This window comes from Nocardioides sp. HDW12B (genome assembly GCF_011299595.1).
Lineage (GTDB): Bacteria > Actinomycetota > Actinomycetes > Propionibacteriales > Nocardioidaceae > Marmoricola_A.
Window position 1 is genome coordinate 1,800,866 of sequence record NZ_CP049867.1, and the last position, 16,635, is coordinate 1,817,500.

Below are 16,635 nucleotides of genomic sequence, written 5' to 3' on the forward strand. Positions count from 1 at the left end.
CGGTCCTCATCGTGCCCACCGGACCGCCGGAGAATGCATGCATGGACAGCACCGCCCCGCCGTACCCCTCCGCGCTCCGGCTGCAGGGTCGCCGCGTGCTGGTCGTCGGGGCGGGTCAGGTGGCCCAGCGCCGGGTGCCCGCGCTGCTGACCGCCGGCGCGGTCGTCGAGGTCGTGTCCCCCGAGGCGACACCGGCCATCGAGGCCTTCGCGACCGCGGGGGAGATCACCTGGCACCGGCGCCCCTTCGTCGCCGAGGACTGCGACGAGGCGTGGTACGTCATCGCGGCCACCGACGTCACCGAGGTCAACGCCGCCGTCACCGAGGCGGCCGAGGAGCGGCGGATCTTCTGCGTGCGCTCCGACGACGCCAGTCAGGCGACGGCGTGGACTCCCGCGGTCGGGCGCCACGACGGGGTCACCGTCGCGGTGGTCAGCAACCGCGAGCCGCGGCGCTCCGCCGCCCTGCGCGACCAGATCATCGACGGGCTGCGCGACGGCGCCCTGCCCGCGCACGTCCCGGACCGTACGCCGGGCGTGGTGCTCGTCGGGGGCGGCCCCGGGGACCCCGACCTCGTGACCGTGGCCGCCCGCAAGGCGCTGGCCGACGCCGACGTGGTGGTCGCCGACCGTCTCGCCCCCCGTGAGCTGCTGGGTGAGCTGTCTCCGGACGTCGAGGTCATCGACGTCGCGAAGCTTCCCCGCGGCCGCTCCGCCACGCAGGAGGAGATCAACCGGGTCATCGTCGAGCGGGCCCGCGCCGGCAAGCGCGTGGTGCGTTTCAAGGGCGGTGACAATTTCGTCTTCGGTCGCGGCTTCGAGGAGATCCAGGCCTGCCAGGAGGCGGGTGTCCCGGTCCGGGTCGTGCCCGGCCTGTCCAGCTCGATCTCGGTGCCCGGGCTGCTCGGCATCCCCGTCACGCACCGCGGCGTGGCCCACGAGTTCACCGTGATCAGCGGCCACCTGCCGCCCGACCACCCGGGCTCGCTGGTGGCGTGGGACGCCGTGGCGCAGATGCGGGGCACGGTCGTGCTGCTGATGGCGGTGCAGAACCTGCCCGCCATCGCCGCCCGGCTGGTCGCGGCCGGCCGTCCCTCCTCGACCCCGGTGGCGGTCGTGGCCGACGGCAGCATGCCGACCGAGCGCGCCGTGTGGTCCACCCTCGAGCACGTCGCCGAGGACCTGGAGACGCAGTTCATCCGGCCGCCCGCGATCGTGGTCGTCGGCGAGGTGGTGGCGGTGGCGAACCCGCAGCGCTACGCCACCCCCGGTGCCGTGCACGGCTGAGCGCCGAGCGCCCACCCATGGCCGAGATCGTCGAGATCACCGACCCCGCCGACCCGCGGCTGCGCGACTACCGCGACCTGCGCGACGTACAGCTCCGCACGCAGGTCGAGACCGCGCACGGGCTGTTCCTCGCCGAGGGGGAGAAGGTCGTGCGCCGTGCCGCGGAGGCCGGCTACGAGGCCCGCTCGTTCCTCATGGCCTCGCGCTGGCTGGACGGGCTGGCGAGCGTGCTGACGGCCAGCGACGCACCCTGCTACGTGGTGTCGGAGGCGCTGGCCGAGGAGGTCACCGGCTTCCACGTGCACCGCGGCGCGCTGGCGTCCTTCCACCGCACGCCGCTGCCGAGCGTGGCCGAGGTGCTCGACGGCGCCCGCACCGTGCTGGTGCTCGAGGACATCACCGACCACACCAACGTCGGGGCGGCCCTGCGCAACGCCGCCGGTCTCGGCGTCGACGGCGTGCTGCTGGCGCCGCGCTGCGCGGACCCGCTCTACCGGCGCGCGGTCAAGGTGGCGATGGGCACCGTCTTCTCGCTGCCCTGGACCCGCCTGCCCGACTGGTACGACGCACTGCCGTCGCTGGGCGCCGCCGGCTTCACCACGGTGGCGATGGCGCTGACCGACGACGCCGTCGACGTGGCCGAGGCGGTCGCCGGCGTCGACCGGCTGGCGCTCGTGCTCGGCAGCGAGGGCCACGGGCTGTCCTCGCGGTGGCTCGAGACCGCGGACCGGCACGCGGTGATCCCGATGACCGGCGGCGTCGACTCGCTCAACATCGCCGCCGCCGCCGCGGTCGCCTGCTACGTCGCCCGCGAGCGGTAGCGGGCGCCGGTTTCCCACGGTATGTCGACGTACTGGCACTCCCCATGGTGTCGGCGCCGTGGGAAGTGCCAGTTTTCCTGCATACCGTGGGAAACCAGCACCCCTCAGGCGTGGTCGGCGGGCCAGCCGAGCGGGTAGGACGCGGCCTCGTCGTCGTGCTGGCGGGTCAGCTTCTTCATGGCGCGGCGGTTGATGCGGTCGCCGAAGACGGTTCCGTGGCAGTGGTCGGTCTCGTGCTGCAGGCAGCGGGCGAGCAGCCCGTCGCCCTCGTAGTGGACCGGCTCGCCGTCGAGCCCCTGGCCGTCGACGGCCGCCCAGTCGGGGCGGGCGCACGGCACGAACGAGCCGGGGAAGGACAGGCAACCCTCGTCGCTCTCGTCGAGGCGGCGGTCCCGTCCCTCGGGCAGCCGCAGGGTGGGGTTGCAGACCACCCCGCTGACCATGCGGCCCTCGTCGTCGGGGCAGTCGAAGACGAAGACCGAGCGGCCCACCCCGATCTGGCAGGCGGCCAGGCCCACGCCGTCGGCGGCACGCATGGTGGCCACCATGTCGGCCGCCAGGGCCCGCAGGTCGTCGTCGAACTCGGTCACCGCCTCGGCCGGACGGTGCATCACGGGCTCGCCCCAGCGCGTGACCGGGCGGACCGTCCCGCCGGTCGGCAGGACCGAACCGGCGGCGTCGGGGGTGGCGTCGGCTGTGGCGTCGGCTGTGGCGTCGGGAGTGGCGTCGGGGGAGGGGGACGTCATGGGTCCATCGTAGGCAGCGCGCGCGTGTGACCCCTGCCACCCGGGGCGTGTGTGGCGCAGTGTGTAACTCAGAGTTACAGTGGAGCACATGTCCGACAGCGCACGCACCAGTGATGAGACCCGTCCCGGTCAGACCCAGCGCCCTGCCTCCGCGCAGCGACGACGCGGGCTGACCTCCTTCGACCGACCCGACGCCATCGGCTATGCGGTGGCGGCCCTGAACCGGCTGGCCCAGACCCCGGCGCTCGACAAGCTCGGGCTGCGCAAGCCCGCCGAGCGCGCGGTGTACGCCGCCACCAAGTCCGGCTTCCAGACCGTCGGCACCGTGAACCGCCAGTTCTCCCGCTCAGGCAAGAAGCAGGCCGGCACCCGCGTGCCGAGCACGAACCGCCCCGGCGTCTTCGACCTCACCCCGACCGAGGACGAGCAGATGCTCGTCGACGTCGTGAGCGAGCTCGCCACCGAGGTCTTCGCCCCCGCCGCGGAGGAGGCCAACGACGCGTGCGAGGCACCCGTCGACGTCCTCAAGGCCGGCCTCGACCTGGGTCTGCCGGTCCTCGGTGTCGCCGAGGACCTGGGCGGCATCGCCGCTGAGCGCTCGTCCGTGGCCGGGGTCCTGGTCGCCGAGGCGCTGGCCAAGGGCGACATGGGCCTCGCGGTCGCCTCCCTCGCGCCGGCCGCGGTCAGCACCGCCCTGTCGCTGTGGGGCACCGACGAGCAGCAGCAGACCTACCTGCCCGCCTTCACCGGCGACGACGTACCGGCCGCTGCGCTGGCGCTCGCCGAGCCCACCGCGCTGTTCGACCCGCTCGCGCCGGGCACCAAGGCCGAGCGCAGCGGTGACGGCTTCGTCCTCACCGGCACCAAGTCGGGCGTCCCGCGCGGCGTGGACGCTGAGCTGTTCGTCGTCGGCGCCGAGCTCGACGGCAAGCCGCAGCTGTTCATCGTGGAGTCCTCCACCACCGGGCTGACCGTCGAGACCGACCCGTCCATGGGCGTCCGCGCCGCCGGCCTGTCCAAGCTGGTCCTCAACGGCGTCCAGGTCGGCTCCATCAGCCCGCTGGGCGACGCCGAGACCTACCGCGACGCCGTGCGTCTCTCGCGCCTGGCGTGGTGCGCCCTCGCGGTCGGCACCGGCCAGGCCGTGCTCGACTACGTGACGCCCTATGTCAACGAGCGCAAGGCCTTCGGCGAGCCCATCAGCAACCGCCAGTCGGTCGCGTTCATGGTCGCCAACATCGCGATCGAGCTCCAGGGCATGCGCCTGGTCACCTACCGCGCCGCGGCACGCGCCGCGCAGGGCAAGTCGTTCGACCGCGAGGTCGCGCTGGCCCGTCGCCTGTGCTCCGAGCACGGCATGCGGATCGGCCTCGACGGCGTCCAGCTGCTCGGCGGCCACGGCTTCGTCAAGGAGCACCCGGTCGAGCGGTGGTACCGCGACCTGCGTGCCGTCGGTCTCATGGAGGGAGGGGTCCTGGTCTGAGCGCCGGCCGCTTCCGCCGTACGCCGAGCAGCCGACGACTTCCAGGAGACACACCATGATCAACCTCGAGACCCCCAAGAAGCACAAGGGCCTGGTCAGCCAGGCCCACCAGGTGGCGATGAACGTGCTGCGCGCCAACTCGCGCAAGTACGACCTCGCCGAGCACGAGTACCCCGTCGAGCTGGACATGCTCGCCGCCATGATCGACGGCCTGTCCGACTCCGGATCGGCTGAGGGCGCCGGCGCCTCCGGCGTGCGCCGCGAGGCGGACGACGGCAAGGACACCACCGTCAAGAACGGGGCGAACCTCGCCTCGGTCCTCTCCATCCAGGAGATGTGCTGGGGTGACGTCGGCCTGCTGCTGTCGATGCCGCGCCAGGGCCTGGGCAACTCCGCCATCGCCAGCGTCGCCAACGACGAGCAGCTGGAGAAGTTCAAGGGCGTGTGGGCCGGCATGGCCATCACCGAGCCCGGCGCCGGGTCCGACTCGGCGAACATCTCCACGACCGCCGTCCTCGACGGTGACGAGTACGTCATCAACGGCGAGAAGATCTACGTCACCGCCGGTGGCCGCGCCGACGCCATCGTCGTCTGGGCCACCCTCGACAAGGACCTCGGCCGTGCTGCCATCAAGTCCTTCGTCGTCGAGAAGGGCACGCCCGGCATGCGGGTGGAGCGCCTCGAGCACAAGCTCGGCATCAAGGCGTCCGACACCGCCACGATCATCTTCGACGACTGCCGCGTGCCGAAGGAGAACCTCCTCGGCTCCCCGGAGGTCGACGCCAAGCAGGGCTTCGCCGGCGCCATGGCGACCTTCGACAACACCCGTCCGCTGGTGGCCGCGATGGCCGTCGGCGTGGCCCGGGCGTCGCTGGAGCTCACCAAGGAGCTGCTGACCGAGGCCGGCGTCGTCATCGACTACGACCGCCCCGTCCTCACGCAGTCCGCCGCGGCCGCGACCTTCATCCAGCTCGAGTCCGACTGGGAGGCCGCGCACCTGCTGACCATGCAGGCGGCGTGGATGGCCGACAACCGCAAGGCCAACTCGCTGGAGGCCTCGATGGCCAAGGCGAAGGCCGGCCGGATGGCCTCCGACGTCACCCTGCGCTGCGTCGAGCTCGCCGGCAGCGTCGGCTACAGCGAGCAGGACCTGCTCGAGAAGTGGGCCCGCGACTCCAAGATCCTCGACATCTTCGAGGGCACCCAGCAGATCCAGCAGCTCATCGTGGCGCGCCGCATCCTCGGCAAGTCGTCGGCCGAGCTCAAGTAGACCCCCTCGTTCGGGAGAGCGACACGGGCAGCCGAGCGGCCCGCCGGGTCCCGTCACGGGAACACCGGCGGGCCGTTCGTCGTTCTGGCCCGCATGACCTCCACAGCGGGCAGCACACCGGGCAGCACCACGATCGGGATCACCGGCGCGACCGGCCACATCGGCGGACAGGTCGCGCGCCTGCTCGCGGCGGACCTGCCGGCCGGCACGAGCCTCCGGCTGCTCGTCCGCGACGCGTCACGCGCCCCTGACCTGCCGGGCGCCGACGTCGTCGAGGTGCAGTACGGCGATCCGGCCGCCGTCGAGGCGCTCACCGGCGTGGACGTCCTGCTCATGGTCTCGGCCGCCGAGTCCGACGACCGGGTGGGGGAGCACCGTGCGTTCGTCGAGCACGCCGTCGAGGCCGGGGTCGGCCACCTCGTGTACACCTCGTTCGTCGGCGCCACCCCCGACTGCGGCTTCCTGCTGGGCCGCGACCACGCCGCCACCGAGGAGATCATCCGCGGCACCGGCGTCGCCTCGACGTTCCTGCGCGACAACTTCTACGCCGAGGTCTTCCCGCTCTTCGCCGACGACGACGGCGTGCTGCGGGGGCCGGCCGGCCACGGCCTGGTCGCGCCGGTGTCGCGACGTGACGTGGCGGAGGTGGCGGCGGCGGTGCTGCGCGCTCCCGCCGACCACGTCGGTGCGACGTACGACCTCACCGGGCCGGAGGCGCTCACCCTCGCGGAGATCGCCGACGTCCTCACGGAGGTCACCGGGCGCCCGCACCGCTTCCACGACGAGACGCTGGAGGAGGCGCGCGCGAGCCGCGCCCACTACGGCGCCCCGGACTGGATGGTGGAGGCCTGGATCAGCACCTACACCGCCATCCGCGACGGCGAGCTCGCGGCCGTGAGCGACGGCGTCCCCCGGCTGCTCGGGCGACCGGCGACGTCGTTCCGGGAGGCGGTCACGCCCGCCTGAGGGCGCGTCCACTCTTCCGACGACCTCAACCTCGGGTTCACCGTGCCGTCACGCGCACCCGCCAGCGTGGACGTCATGAAGACACAGATGGTCGCCCTGTTCGGACTGGCCGCCTACATGATCTGGACCTCGACGTTCGCCGGGCTCATGCTCGGGTTCGTGCCCGCGCCGGGCCTCTAGCCCTGCGGGCGGGAGGGACCCGTCCTCGGCACGGGTGGCGACGAATACGGTGTGACGCAGCCAGTCCACCGACGAAGGGTCCCCACCGTGACGGCAACCGCGCCGACCCCGCCCGACACCCGCCCCAGCCCGGGGGGTGAGCCGGTCGCCGAGGTCCTGCACGGCCTGGCCGACAAGGTGTTCGGCGGCGAGGCCCCGCTGCGCATCACGGCGTGGGACGGCTCCACGGCGGGTCCGGCCGACGCCCCGGCGCTGCACGTCACCACCCCGCAGGCCCTCACCCGGCTGCTGTACCACCCCGGCGAGCTCGGCCTGGCCCAGGCCTACGTCCTGGGTGAGATCGACGTCGAGGGCGACCTCCTCGACGGCCTGCGGCGGGTCTGGGCGGCCACCCGCGAGCGGGGGCTGAGCTCACGGCTCGACGTCACCACGGTCGCCGCCGGGCTGCGCGCCGTGGTCGGGCTCAAGGTGCTCCGGCGCCCGCCGGCACCCCCGGCGACCCAGGCGCAGCTGCGCGGGCGGCTGCACAGCAAGCGTCGCGACTCCGAGGCGATCTCGCACCACTACGACCTCAGCAACGAGTTCTACGACTTCATCCTCGACCGCCACAAGGCCTACTCCTGCGCCTACTACACGAGCGACGACCCGTCGTACACGCTGGAGGACGCCCAGCGCGACAAGCTCGACCTGGTCTGCCGCAAGCTCGGCCTCGACCAGGCGAAGCCCGGTCACCGTCACCTCGACATCGGCTGCGGCTGGGGCTCGCTGTCGCTGCACGCGGCCGCGGCGTACGGCGTCGACGTGGTCGGCGTGACCATCTCGAAGGAGCAGAAGGCCTCCATCGACGAGCGCCTGGTGCGCGAGGGCCTCCAAGGCAAGGTCGACATCCGGCTCCAGGACTACCGCGAGGTCGTCGACGGGCCGTTCGACACGGTGTCGTCGATCGAGATGGGCGAGCACGTCGGCAAGAGGAACTACCCGGTCTTCCTCGGTCAGATCGAGCGGTTGCTGGCTCCCGGCGGCCGGATGCTCATCCAGCAGATGTCGCGGGTGACCAAGCCGGGCGGCGGTCCCTTCATCGAGGCCTTCATCGCCCCCGACATGCACATGCGCCCGGTCGGCGAGACCATCGGGCTCATCGAGGAGGCCGGCCTCGAGGTGCGCGACGTGCACGCCCTGCGCGAGCACTACGTCCGCACCGTCGACGCGTGGTACGCCACCTTCGAGTCGAACTGGGACCGCGTGGTCGCCATGGTCGGCGAGGAGATGGCGCGCGTCTGGCGGCTCTACCTCGTCGGCGGTGCGCTGGCCTTCGAGGAGGGCCGGATGGGCGTCGACCAGATCCTCGCCGTCAAGGCCACCCCGGACGGCCGCAGCGGCCTGCCGCCGGTGCGTGCCTGGTGAACGACCTCGACGGCTCCGCCCTGCTGGTGGCGCTGCCGGCCACCGCCGGGGCGGTCCTCGTCCTCATGGGGCTGACCTTCGCGGTCGCGCTGAGGGCGGGCAAGCACGCGGTCATCGACGTCACGTGGGGCCTCGGGTTCGCGGTCGTCGCCGCGACGGCGTACGTCCTGCACACCGGCGACGGCACCCGCGCCGCGGTCGCGCTCGGCATCGTCGCGCTCTGGGGGCTCCGGCTGGCGGCGCACATCGCCAACCGCTCCCGCGGCCACGGCGAGGACCCGCGCTACGAGGCGCTGCTGGCGCGCGCACCCGGCAACCCGCAGGTGTACGCCGTGCAGCGGGTCTACGTGCCGCAGGCCGTCATCATGTGGTTCGTGTCGCTGCCGGTCCAGTTGGCGATGTTCTCCGGCTCCGGGCCGGGGCCGCTGCTGTGGCTCGGCGTGGCGGTCTGGGCGGTCGGCATCACGTTCGAGACGGTGGGGGACTGGCAGCTGCACCGGTTCCGCAGCGACCCGGCCAGTCGGGGGCAGGTGCTCGACACCGGGCTGTGGCGCTACACCCGCCACCCGAACTACTTCGGCGACGCCACCGCCTGGTGGGGCATCTTCCTCGTCGCCGCCGACACCGGGCTGCCCGGCTGGCTGACGATCCTCTCGCCGCTGCTCATGACGTGGTTCCTGGCCAAGGGCACCGGCAAGCCGCTGCTGGAGAAGGACATGGCGGAGCGGCGTCCGGGCTACGTCGACTACGTCCGGCGCACCAGCGGGTTCGTGCCGTGGCCGCCGAAGAAGGGCTAGGCGCGCCGGCCACCCGGCGCCCGACCTGTCAGCCGGCGTCGACGCGCCCGTCGTCACCGATCCAGGCCAGGGTCTCCTCGCGGTCCACGCGGTAGGAGTACTCGACGCCGCGGCAGTTGTCGTTGCGTCCGAAGGACACCACCGCGAGCAGCACGTCGGTGCCCTCGGCCAGGACGGGGCCGCCCGAGTCCCCGACGCACGAGCCGCCCTTGCCCTGCGAGGCGTTCGACGACGTCTTGAGGTGGTACTCGGACACCGGGGAGTCATCGCTGACCAGCTGGGACCGGGCCGTCAGCCGCTGGCCGACGAGCACGCGCGGCTTGACCTGGCTGACGCCGTACCCGCTGAGGGTGAAGTCGACGGTGCGCTTGGCCGACGAGCTCGACGTGTAGGTGTCCACGGCGCCGGGCGCCGGCAGCTCGGCGTACCGCTCGAGGGTCACGGGCTCGTCGAGCACGACGACGCCGAGGTCTCCGGTGTCGGGCAGGCTGCGGGAGCCGAAGCCGAGGTTCGCCGCGTCGCGGAACTCGGTGCCGCCCAGGTAGGGGTAGCCGGTCGTCGTGTCGCCGCCCCGCCCGCCGAAGGCGGTGGGGTCGTAGTCGGGGAACGGCGAGGTCTGGAAGTAGGCCCGTCCCGTGTCGACTCCCTGGGTGCAGTGACCCGCGGTCACCACGGTGACGCGGTCGGCCAGCAGGCTGCCGGTGCAGCGGTGGCTGTAGGGGTCGCCGCCCGGCTCGGCGGGCTCGGTGTAGAAGACGAGGAGCGCGACGTAGGGGTGCTCGTCGTCGACCGTGGCGTTGCCGGTGACGGCCTGGGACGGCGCCGGCCCCGTGAGGGTCAGCGCGGTCAGGCCGAGGGCGGCGAGGACGGCAGAGGGTCGGCGCACAGGGGTCCTCCTGGGAGCGATGGGACTCTCAGGGTAGGAGCGCAGCCGGATGCCGGTGGGCGATATGTCCGATCCCGTGGGCGACGTCAGCCTGCGTCGAGCCGGTTCGGGTCCGCGATCCAGTCGAGGACGACCTTCCGGTCGAGCCGGTAGGAGAAGTCCAGGCCCCGGCACTTGGCGTTCATCCCGAAGGACGTGACGGCCAGGACGGTGTCGCTGCCCCTGGCCAGGACAGGACCACCGGAGTCACCGCTGCAGGTGCCGGCCTTGCCCTGCGCCGGGTTGGCGGAGGTCTTCAGGTTGAACCTCGTGATCGGCGCACGGTCGTTGACGAGGGCGGAGGTGCCCGTCAGGCGCTCGCGGGTGGAGGTCGGGGTCGGCGTCGTCCCGCTGAGGCCGTAGCCGCTCAGGGTGAAGCGCACGTTCTGCTTCTTCCTGACGCTCGCCACGTAGTCGTTCAGGGCGCCCGCCTCCGGCAGCTCGGCGTACCGGCGGTTGGAGGTGGTGACGGGCTCGTCGAGCACGACGACACCGACGTCCTTGTTCTCCGGGTAGCCCTCGAAGTCGTGGAAGCCGTAGTTGTCGGCCTGGCTGAACGTCACGCCGCCGACGTAGGGGTAGCCCGTCGTCGGGTCGCCGCCGCGGCCGTCGAAGGCCTCGGGGTCGTAGTTCGGCGCCGCCGCCTGCTGGAAGTAGGCGCGTCCCTCGTCGACGCCCTCGGTGCAGTGGCCCGCCGTCACGATCGTCACGCCGTCGTCCAGCAGGCTGCCGGTGCAGCGGTGGCTGAACGGGTCGCCGCCCTCCTCGGCCGGCTCGGTGTAGAACACGAGCATGGCCACGTAGGTGTGGACCGTGTCCTTCTCGTAGTTGCCCGTGATGGCCTGGCTGGGAGCGAGCCCGGCCGCGGTGGCGGCGAGGCTCAGGGCTGCGACGGTCAGTGCGCGGCGCATGGCGGTTCCTCCTGGACGCAACGGCACCCCGGGGTGCCGTCGGCACCGGGTTCGGTGCACCCGCGCATGCTAGGTCCCGGTCGAGCCCCGTGGGAAGACCTGCGAGCGGGGCTGGGACCGGGGACCGGTCGTAGGGTGTCCCGGTGCGCTTCCTCGACGACCACGGCGTCCCGCCGTACGACCTGACCTACGACGACGTCTTCATGGTGCCGCGGCACTCCAGCGTCGGCTCCCGCGACGACGTCGACCTCTCCACCGACGACGCCACCGGAGCGACGCTGCCGCTGGTGGTGTCGAACATGACCGCGATCTCGGGTCGCCGGATGGCGGAGACCGTGGCGCGTCGTGGCGGGCTGTCGGTGATCCCGCAGGACATCCCGGTCGAGGTGGTCGCCGACGTCGTCGCCGACGTCAAGGGCAAGGATCTCGTCGTCGACACCGCGATCACGCTGTCGCCGGAGGACACGGTTGCCGACGCGCTGGCGCTCATCCCCAAGCGTGCGCACCGGGCGGCCTTCGTGGTCGTCGACGGTCGGCCCGTCGGCGTCGTGACCGAGGACGACTGCCGGCGCGTGGACCGCTTCACCCAGGTCCACCACGTGATGTCGGCCCACCCGGTGACGCTGTCGCAGGGCCTCAGCCCGCGCGAGGCCTTCGACCGCCTCGTCGAGGTACGCCGCCGCGTCGCCCCGGTCGTGGACGCCGACGGCCTGCTCGTGGGGGCACTGACCCGCACCGGGGCGCTGCGCGCCACCGTCTACCGCCCGGCCCTCGACGGTCGTGGCCGCCTGGCGATCGCGGCCGCGGTCGGCGTCAACGGCGACGTGGCGGGCAAGGCCAAGACGATCCTCGACACCGGCGTCGACGCGCTCGTCATCGACACCGCCCACGGGCACCAGGAGCGGATGATCGATGCCCTGCGGGCGGTCCGGGCCCTGACGCCCGACGTGCCGGTCGTCGCCGGCAACGTCGTCTCCGCGGAAGGCACGCGCGAGCTGATCGCTGCGGGTGCCGACGTGGTGAAGGTGGGCGTCGGCCCCGGCGCCATGTGCACGACGCGGATGATGACCGGCGTCGGTCGACCGCAGTTCTCCGCCGTCCTGGACTGCTCGGCGGCCGCCCGCGACGCCGGCGGTCGCGTGTGGGCCGACGGCGGGGTGCGTCACCCGCGCGACGTGGCCCTCGCCCTCGCGGCCGGCGCCAGCGCGGTGATGATCGGCTCCTGGTTCGCCGGCACGCACGAGTCGCCCGGTGACCTGCACGAGGACGCCGACGGTCGCCGCTACAAGGAGAGCTTCGGCATGGCCTCGGCGCGCGCCGTGCTCAACCGCACCAGCGCCGACACCGCCTTCGAGCGGGCCCGCAAGGGCCTCTACGAGGAGGGCATCTCCTCGAGCCGGATGTACCTCGACCCCACCCGCCCCGGCGTCGAGGACCTCATCGACCAGATCTGCGCCGGCGTGCGCTCGGCCTGCACCTACGCCGGGGCCCGCACCCTCGCGGAGTTCGCAAACCGGGCCGTCGTGGGCTTCCAGTCCGCGGCCGGCTTCCACGAGGGGCGCCCGCTGCCCGCCGGCTGGTAGCGCGGGGCACGCCCGCCGGTTGGTAGCGCGGGGGCACGCCCGCCCCGGCGTCCGCCTGACCGACGTCGCCGCTCCGGCTCACCGCTGCGTGGACGCGGCCTCGTCGAGCCACGCCGGTCGCCACGACGCGTCGTCCAGGTCGCTCAGGTCACCCATGCCGCCGAGATCGTCCAGGTGGTCCGGATCCCAGGTCGGACCGTCCCAGGGCGGGCTCTCCAGGAGCTGGGCGTCCCAAGGCTGGCCGTCACCGGGCCGGAAGTCGACAGACACCGCCGCCGAGGTCAGGATCGCCGGGGTCTCTCGTCCGAGGGCCGTGCTGCCGGTGTGGTCCACCTGGAACCAGTGGCCTGACGGCGTCTGCCAGAGGTAGACGCCCGGCAGCGGCTGGTGGCACCGGAACCCGCCGAAGGTCTTGGCGCGGTGGTGGTGACGGCCGAGCGGGCCGAGGTTGTCCGGCCGTGTCTGCCCGCGACCGCCGCCCTCGGACCGCGGTCGGAACGGCGTCGTGTGGTCGAGGTCGACGGATCCGACCTCGCCGGTGCCCCAGGGGAACACCTCGAACGGCTCGCGCAGCTCCATCACCTCCGCCATCGGCGGCGGGATGGCGTACTCGTCCACCGGGACCTGTCCGGCCAGGTCGATCACGGGTCTGACGTCGACCCGGTCCTCGCCGATCCAGTCCCTCAGCTGTTGCAGACCCACGGGGCCGAGCCCTCGCACCCGGGCAAGTTCGGCGTGGGGGCGGCCGGAGCCGGGTGTCACCGACAGCGAGTCGAGTGCCTCCTCGGCCAGGTGCACGTAGAGCACGGTCCGTGGACGCAGCCGCCGCAGGGCACGGGCACCCATGCTGATCAGGGCCTGTCCGAGCAGCACCGCACGCTCGACCGCGGTCTCGTAAGGCTCCGCCTCCTCGGGCTCCGGGTCCTCGGGCTGCTGCACGTCCTCGCGATGCACGTCGATGTTCTCTGGGTGTGACACGTCTGGGGTTGAGTCAGCCGGGGTCGCCTCAGCCCGCGCCGAGGTCGGCGCGCCCGGTGTCAGCGCTTCCGAGGTCGGGGTGTGAGCGGGCTGGTGTCCCTGAGCCAGCAGCTGGCAGGCGCGCGCCGGATCGGCCAGGACCGCGAGGGCCTTGGCCCGGCGCACCTGGAGCGGATCCTGGTCGCCGAGACGCTCGAGCACGTCGGCCAGGTGCGCCACCATCGCGTCCACCCGCGCGACGTCGCCGGCCGTCGTCTGGCAGACCAGCGAACGGAGGCCGGCCGCGTTGGGGCGGCGGCCGAGCGCGACGTAGCGACGTGCCTCCTCGGCCCGGCGCCGCGCCTCGTGCGCCGCGGGGTCGGCCGCCACCACCGCAGCCTCGAGCACGTCCAGGGCCCGTCGTGTCGGGAGGCCCACGAGCGCCTGCGCCACCCGGGCGTCCACCAGCGCTGCCTGCTCGGCGGTGAGAGGACGTGTCGCGGTCGCCACGCGACGCGCCTTCCACACGTCGATCTGCCCGGTGACGGTGACCTGCCACGTCCTCGGCAGGCGGTGCCGCAGCTCCAGGGCGTCGCGCATCAGCGTCGCGGCGGCGTAGGTCGTGATCTGCAGCAGCACGCCGAGCTCGACCGCGGCGAACTCGCGGATGGCGGGGATGCCGTCGGCACCGAGCTGCACCGATCGCTCCGATCGCTCAGATCCCTCCGGACGCGCGGCCACGCGGTCGCTGTCACCGCGGCGGCGACCCAGGCGGCGCAGCGCTGCTTCGTCCGCCTGCCGCGTCCACGACGTGTCGTCGGCGCAGGGCTCCGCGAACGCCCCGGGATCCCGACGGAGCTGCCTCTCCCCGGGCGGGTGCAGGTCGGCCCAGTGGACCGCCAGCAGGAGCCGCTCCGCCTCCGCACGTCGGACAGCAGGCACCGAGGACACGAGCGCGTCCGCACACTCCGCGACCGTCAGGTCGTCGAGAGCGGGTAGCGTGAACATGGCTTTATTTTAAGCGAACGCATGTTCGACTACAAGCATCGCCACGTGTCTGGGGAGAACCAAAGAACTCGGGCCGAGGTCCCGCCGGGCGACCGCTCCCGGGTCACCGCGCCCGGGTCACCGCGCCCGGGTCATCGCGCCCGCGGCTCGAGCACCACGACCGGGATCTCACGGTCCGTCCAGGAGCGGTAGTCGGCGAAGTCGGCGTACAGCTCGTCGAGCAGCGGCCAGAGCCGCTCGCGCTCCGCCGGCTCGGCGACGCGTGCGGTGACGAGCCGGAGCTCGGGACCGATCTGCACCTGGGTGTCCGGAGACGCGACGAGGTTGCGGTACCACTGCGGGTGAGCGGCCATCCCGCCCTGCGAGGCGACGACGACCACGTCGGACCCGTCCTCGAGGTACAGCAGCGGGGTCGTGAAGAGCCTCCCGGATCGACGGCCGAGGTGGTCCAGCAGCAGGACGGGCACCGGCTTGCGGAACCCGGCACCGACGCGCCAGGTGCCGCCCACCCGACCGTTGGTGCGGCGGTAGAGCCACACCTGCGAGCGTGAGACCCGCTTCAGCAGCTTCTTGACGGTGGGGGAGTCCAGACCCGGCGGACGCCGGGTGGCGCCGCTCGCCTCAGGCACCGGTCTCCCCGTCCCACGCGCGGCGCACCTTGTCGACGACCGTGGCCGCCTGCCGCAGGCCGGCGCGCGCCGCATCGGCGCGTTTGCTCGGGTTGAGCACGTTCTTGCCGATTGCGGCGAGCGCGTCCTCGTCGGGCGCGACGACGGCGCGCGTGCGAGGTGCGACGCGGTCGAGCTGGGCGTGGATGGAGGTGTGCTTGCTGAACGCCTGGGGGAGCGGCGCGAGGACGACGACGCGGTCGCAGCCGACGGCCAGGTCGGCGTTCGCGGTGGAGCGCATCCCGCCGTCGACGTAGTGGAGCCCGTCGATGGTGACGGCCGGCCACACGAGAGGTACGGCGCAGCTGGCCGCGACCGCCTCGACGAGGTCGACCCCGCTGTCGCGGGTGAACGTCACGAGCCGTCCCGACTCGGCCTCGACCGCCGTCACCCGCAGGTCGCGCTCGGGCCACTCGTTCACCCCGATGCGGCTGCGGATCACCTCGATGCGCTGGGCCCCGCCGGGTGGATGAGCCTTGAGCGCGAGCGAGCCGATGCGGGAGCGCTTCGCGACCGGGTGGCCGGGCAGCACGATCGGCACGGCCAGCCGGAGCATCATCGACCGCGTCATCCGCGCCCCGATCTCGCGGTCGGCCGGCCGCAGCTGCTCGGCGTACAGCTCCTCGACGGTGAGGCCCGTCGTGATCTGCGCGCCCACCACCGACCCGGCCGACGTGCCGACGACCCGGTCGGCCGTCGTCAGGTCGACCCCGGCGTCGGCCAGGCCCTTGAGGAGCCCGAGCTCCCACGCGATCCCCGTGATGCCGCCTCCACCGAGGACCAGCGCTCGTCCGCTCATGCGGGAAACCTACGCGGTCACTCCGACGCGTCCGCTCGGTAGGTCAGCCCGAGATCGGCGAGGGCCTCGCCCAGCCGCGTCAGCGCCATCGGCCCCACCCCGTGGAGCGCCGCGAGGTCCGCGCGCGTCCACGACGCCACTTGCTCGACGGTGCTCACCCCCACGCCGTGCAACGCGCGCGTCGCGGGCGCCCCGATGTTCCGCGGCAGGGGAGTGCCGGCCGCGCGCGGCGCCCGCTCCCGAGCCGGACCGCCGTGGTCGAGCACCGCCTCACCACGGGGCGAGAGCCGGTAGCCGATGGCCAGCGACTCGGTCAGCCCCTTCTCCTTGAGCTTGCGCACGTCGCGCTTCCACTCGAGCGTCTCGCGACCGAGCTCGGTGGCCAGCTCGGGCGCGCGCACGCCGGGGGAGCGGTCGATGATCTCGAGGGTCGCCCGCGTCCACGGGCCCACGGCCGACACCTGGTCGAGCCGGTCCATCCAGGCGCGAATGTCCTTGATCTCGTCGGGCGTGGGGACCTGCTCGCGCAGCTCCTCGCGCGGGTCGGCGCCGGCGTGGCGCAGGCCGACGCGGAACAGCGGCCGCTCCGCGCGGGCCTGGAGCGCCTGCGTGAGCGCCGCCACCGACGCGTACCCCGCCCGGCGCGCATCCTCGGCCCTCAGCGACGAGACCGTCACCTGCTCCACCGAGACGACCTCGAGCAGCCCCACCGCCGTCCGCAGCCGGGTCCCGACCTTCACCCGGGGGCGTTCCCACCGCCGGAAGGCCAGGTCGATCTCCCCACGTCTGATGGCCGCCAGCTCGGCGGGTCGGATCATCATGGCGCCCAGT

15 protein-coding genes are annotated in these 16,635 nt (G+C 73.1%); 8 read left to right on the forward strand and 7 right to left on the reverse strand.

What is annotated here, in order from left to right; genetic code table 11:
• Positions 1-41 precede the first annotated feature (41 nt).
• Both cobA and G7072_RS08470 read left to right on the forward strand, forming a co-directional pair.
• A complete protein-coding gene (gene cobA, locus G7072_RS08465; RefSeq protein WP_166085403.1) occupies positions 42-1,286 on the forward strand; it encodes a uroporphyrinogen-III C-methyltransferase in 1,245 nt (414 codons plus the stop codon).
• Between the two features lie 17 nt (positions 1,287-1,303).
• Positions 1,304-2,107, forward strand: a complete 804-nt coding sequence (locus G7072_RS08470) for an RNA methyltransferase (protein ID WP_166085406.1) — start codon at positions 1,304-1,306, stop codon at positions 2,105-2,107.
• 104 nt (positions 2,108-2,211) lie between these two features.
• On the opposite strand, the gene def is transcribed toward G7072_RS08470, so the two are convergent.
• The gene (gene def / locus G7072_RS08475; protein WP_166085408.1) at positions 2,212-2,853 is read right to left on the reverse strand and encodes a peptide deformylase; all 642 of its coding nucleotides are present in this window, start codon (positions 2,851-2,853) and stop codon (positions 2,212-2,214) included.
• An 88-nt stretch (positions 2,854-2,941) separates the two neighbouring features.
• Here def and G7072_RS08480 point away from each other — a divergent pair, with 88 nt between their 5' ends.
• From G7072_RS08480 to G7072_RS08500, 5 genes are all read left to right on the forward strand, one after another.
• The gene (locus tag G7072_RS08480; protein ID WP_166085410.1) at positions 2,942-4,336 is read left to right on the forward strand and encodes an acyl-CoA dehydrogenase family protein; all 1,395 of its coding nucleotides are present in this window, start codon (positions 2,942-2,944) and stop codon (positions 4,334-4,336) included.
• 55 nt (positions 4,337-4,391) lie between these two features.
• Positions 4,392-5,606, forward strand: a complete 1,215-nt coding sequence (locus tag G7072_RS08485; protein ID WP_166085413.1) for an acyl-CoA dehydrogenase family protein — start codon at positions 4,392-4,394, stop codon at positions 5,604-5,606.
• Between the two features lie 93 nt (positions 5,607-5,699).
• Positions 5,700-6,572 carry an SDR family oxidoreductase gene (locus G7072_RS08490; protein WP_166085415.1) on the forward strand — a complete coding sequence of 291 codons (873 nt, stop codon included), beginning with the start codon at positions 5,700-5,702 and terminating at the stop codon, positions 6,570-6,572.
• Positions 6,573-6,839: 267 nt separating this feature from the next.
• Positions 6,840-8,156 (forward strand): cyclopropane-fatty-acyl-phospholipid synthase family protein, encoded by a 1,317-nt coding sequence (locus G7072_RS08495; RefSeq protein WP_166085416.1) that lies wholly within the window; start codon positions 6,840-6,842, stop codon positions 8,154-8,156.
• Positions 8,153-8,953, forward strand: a complete 801-nt coding sequence (locus G7072_RS08500) for a DUF1295 domain-containing protein (RefSeq protein ID WP_240917209.1) — start codon at positions 8,153-8,155, stop codon at positions 8,951-8,953. The genes G7072_RS08495 and G7072_RS08500 overlap by 4 nt, the downstream gene beginning before the upstream one ends.
• 28 nt (positions 8,954-8,981) lie before the next feature.
• Here G7072_RS08500 and G7072_RS08505 read toward each other — a convergent pair whose 3' ends face one another.
• Positions 8,982-9,839, reverse strand: a complete 858-nt coding sequence (locus G7072_RS08505) for a trypsin-like serine protease (RefSeq protein WP_166085418.1) — start codon at positions 9,837-9,839, stop codon at positions 8,982-8,984.
• 86 nt (positions 9,840-9,925) lie between these two features.
• Positions 9,926-10,789: a trypsin-like serine protease gene (locus G7072_RS08510; protein ID WP_166085420.1), complete on the reverse strand. Its 864-nt coding sequence runs from the start codon at positions 10,787-10,789 to the stop codon at positions 9,926-9,928.
• Positions 10,790-10,932: 143 nt separating this feature from the next.
• Between G7072_RS08510 and G7072_RS08515 the strand changes: the two genes are divergently transcribed.
• A complete protein-coding gene (locus G7072_RS08515) occupies positions 10,933-12,372 on the forward strand; it encodes a GuaB1 family IMP dehydrogenase-related protein (protein ID WP_166085423.1) in 1,440 nt (479 codons plus the stop codon).
• A gap of 78 nt (positions 12,373-12,450) precedes the next feature.
• On the opposite strand, the gene G7072_RS08520 is transcribed toward G7072_RS08515, so the two are convergent.
• The 4 genes from G7072_RS08520 to G7072_RS08535 form a co-directional block, all read right to left on the reverse strand.
• Entirely contained in the window at positions 12,451-14,337 is a 1,887-nt protein-coding gene (locus G7072_RS08520; RefSeq protein WP_166085425.1) for an HNH endonuclease signature motif containing protein, read from the reverse strand.
• 131 nt (positions 14,338-14,468) lie between these two features.
• Positions 14,469-14,966, reverse strand: coding sequence for a nitroreductase family deazaflavin-dependent oxidoreductase (locus G7072_RS08525; RefSeq protein WP_240917210.1), 498 nt, complete (start codon positions 14,964-14,966; stop codon positions 14,469-14,471).
• Entirely contained in the window at positions 14,959-15,804 is an 846-nt protein-coding gene (locus G7072_RS08530; RefSeq protein WP_166085429.1) for a patatin-like phospholipase family protein, read from the reverse strand. The genes G7072_RS08525 and G7072_RS08530 overlap by 8 nt, the downstream gene beginning before the upstream one ends.
• A gap of 17 nt (positions 15,805-15,821) precedes the next feature.
• Positions 15,822-16,625: a hypothetical protein gene (locus G7072_RS08535; protein WP_166085431.1), complete on the reverse strand. Its 804-nt coding sequence runs from the start codon at positions 16,623-16,625 to the stop codon at positions 15,822-15,824.
• Positions 16,626-16,635: the final 10 nt, after the last annotated feature.

Coding starts and splice junctions, on each gene's coding strand:
- cobA (WP_166085403.1), top strand. CDS start 42: ATGGACAGCACCGCCCCGCCGTACCCCTCCGCGCTCCGGCTGCAGGGT.
- G7072_RS08470 (WP_166085406.1), top strand. CDS start 1,304: ATGGCCGAGATCGTCGAGATCACCGACCCCGCCGACCCGCGGCTGCGC.
- def (WP_166085408.1), bottom strand. CDS start 2,853: ATGACGTCCCCCTCCCCCGACGCCACTCCCGACGCCACAGCCGACGCC.
- G7072_RS08480 (WP_166085410.1), top strand. CDS start 2,942: ATGTCCGACAGCGCACGCACCAGTGATGAGACCCGTCCCGGTCAGACC.
- G7072_RS08485 (WP_166085413.1), top strand. CDS start 4,392: ATGATCAACCTCGAGACCCCCAAGAAGCACAAGGGCCTGGTCAGCCAG.
- G7072_RS08490 (WP_166085415.1), top strand. CDS start 5,700: ATGACCTCCACAGCGGGCAGCACACCGGGCAGCACCACGATCGGGATC.
- G7072_RS08510 (WP_166085420.1), bottom strand. CDS start 10,789: ATGCGCCGCGCACTGACCGTCGCAGCCCTGAGCCTCGCCGCCACCGCG.
- G7072_RS08520 (WP_166085425.1), bottom strand. CDS start 14,337: ATGTTCACGCTACCCGCTCTCGACGACCTGACGGTCGCGGAGTGTGCG.
- G7072_RS08530 (WP_166085429.1), bottom strand. CDS start 15,804: ATGAGCGGACGAGCGCTGGTCCTCGGTGGAGGCGGCATCACGGGGATC.
- G7072_RS08535 (WP_166085431.1), bottom strand. CDS start 16,625: ATGATGATCCGACCCGCCGAGCTGGCGGCCATCAGACGTGGGGAGATC.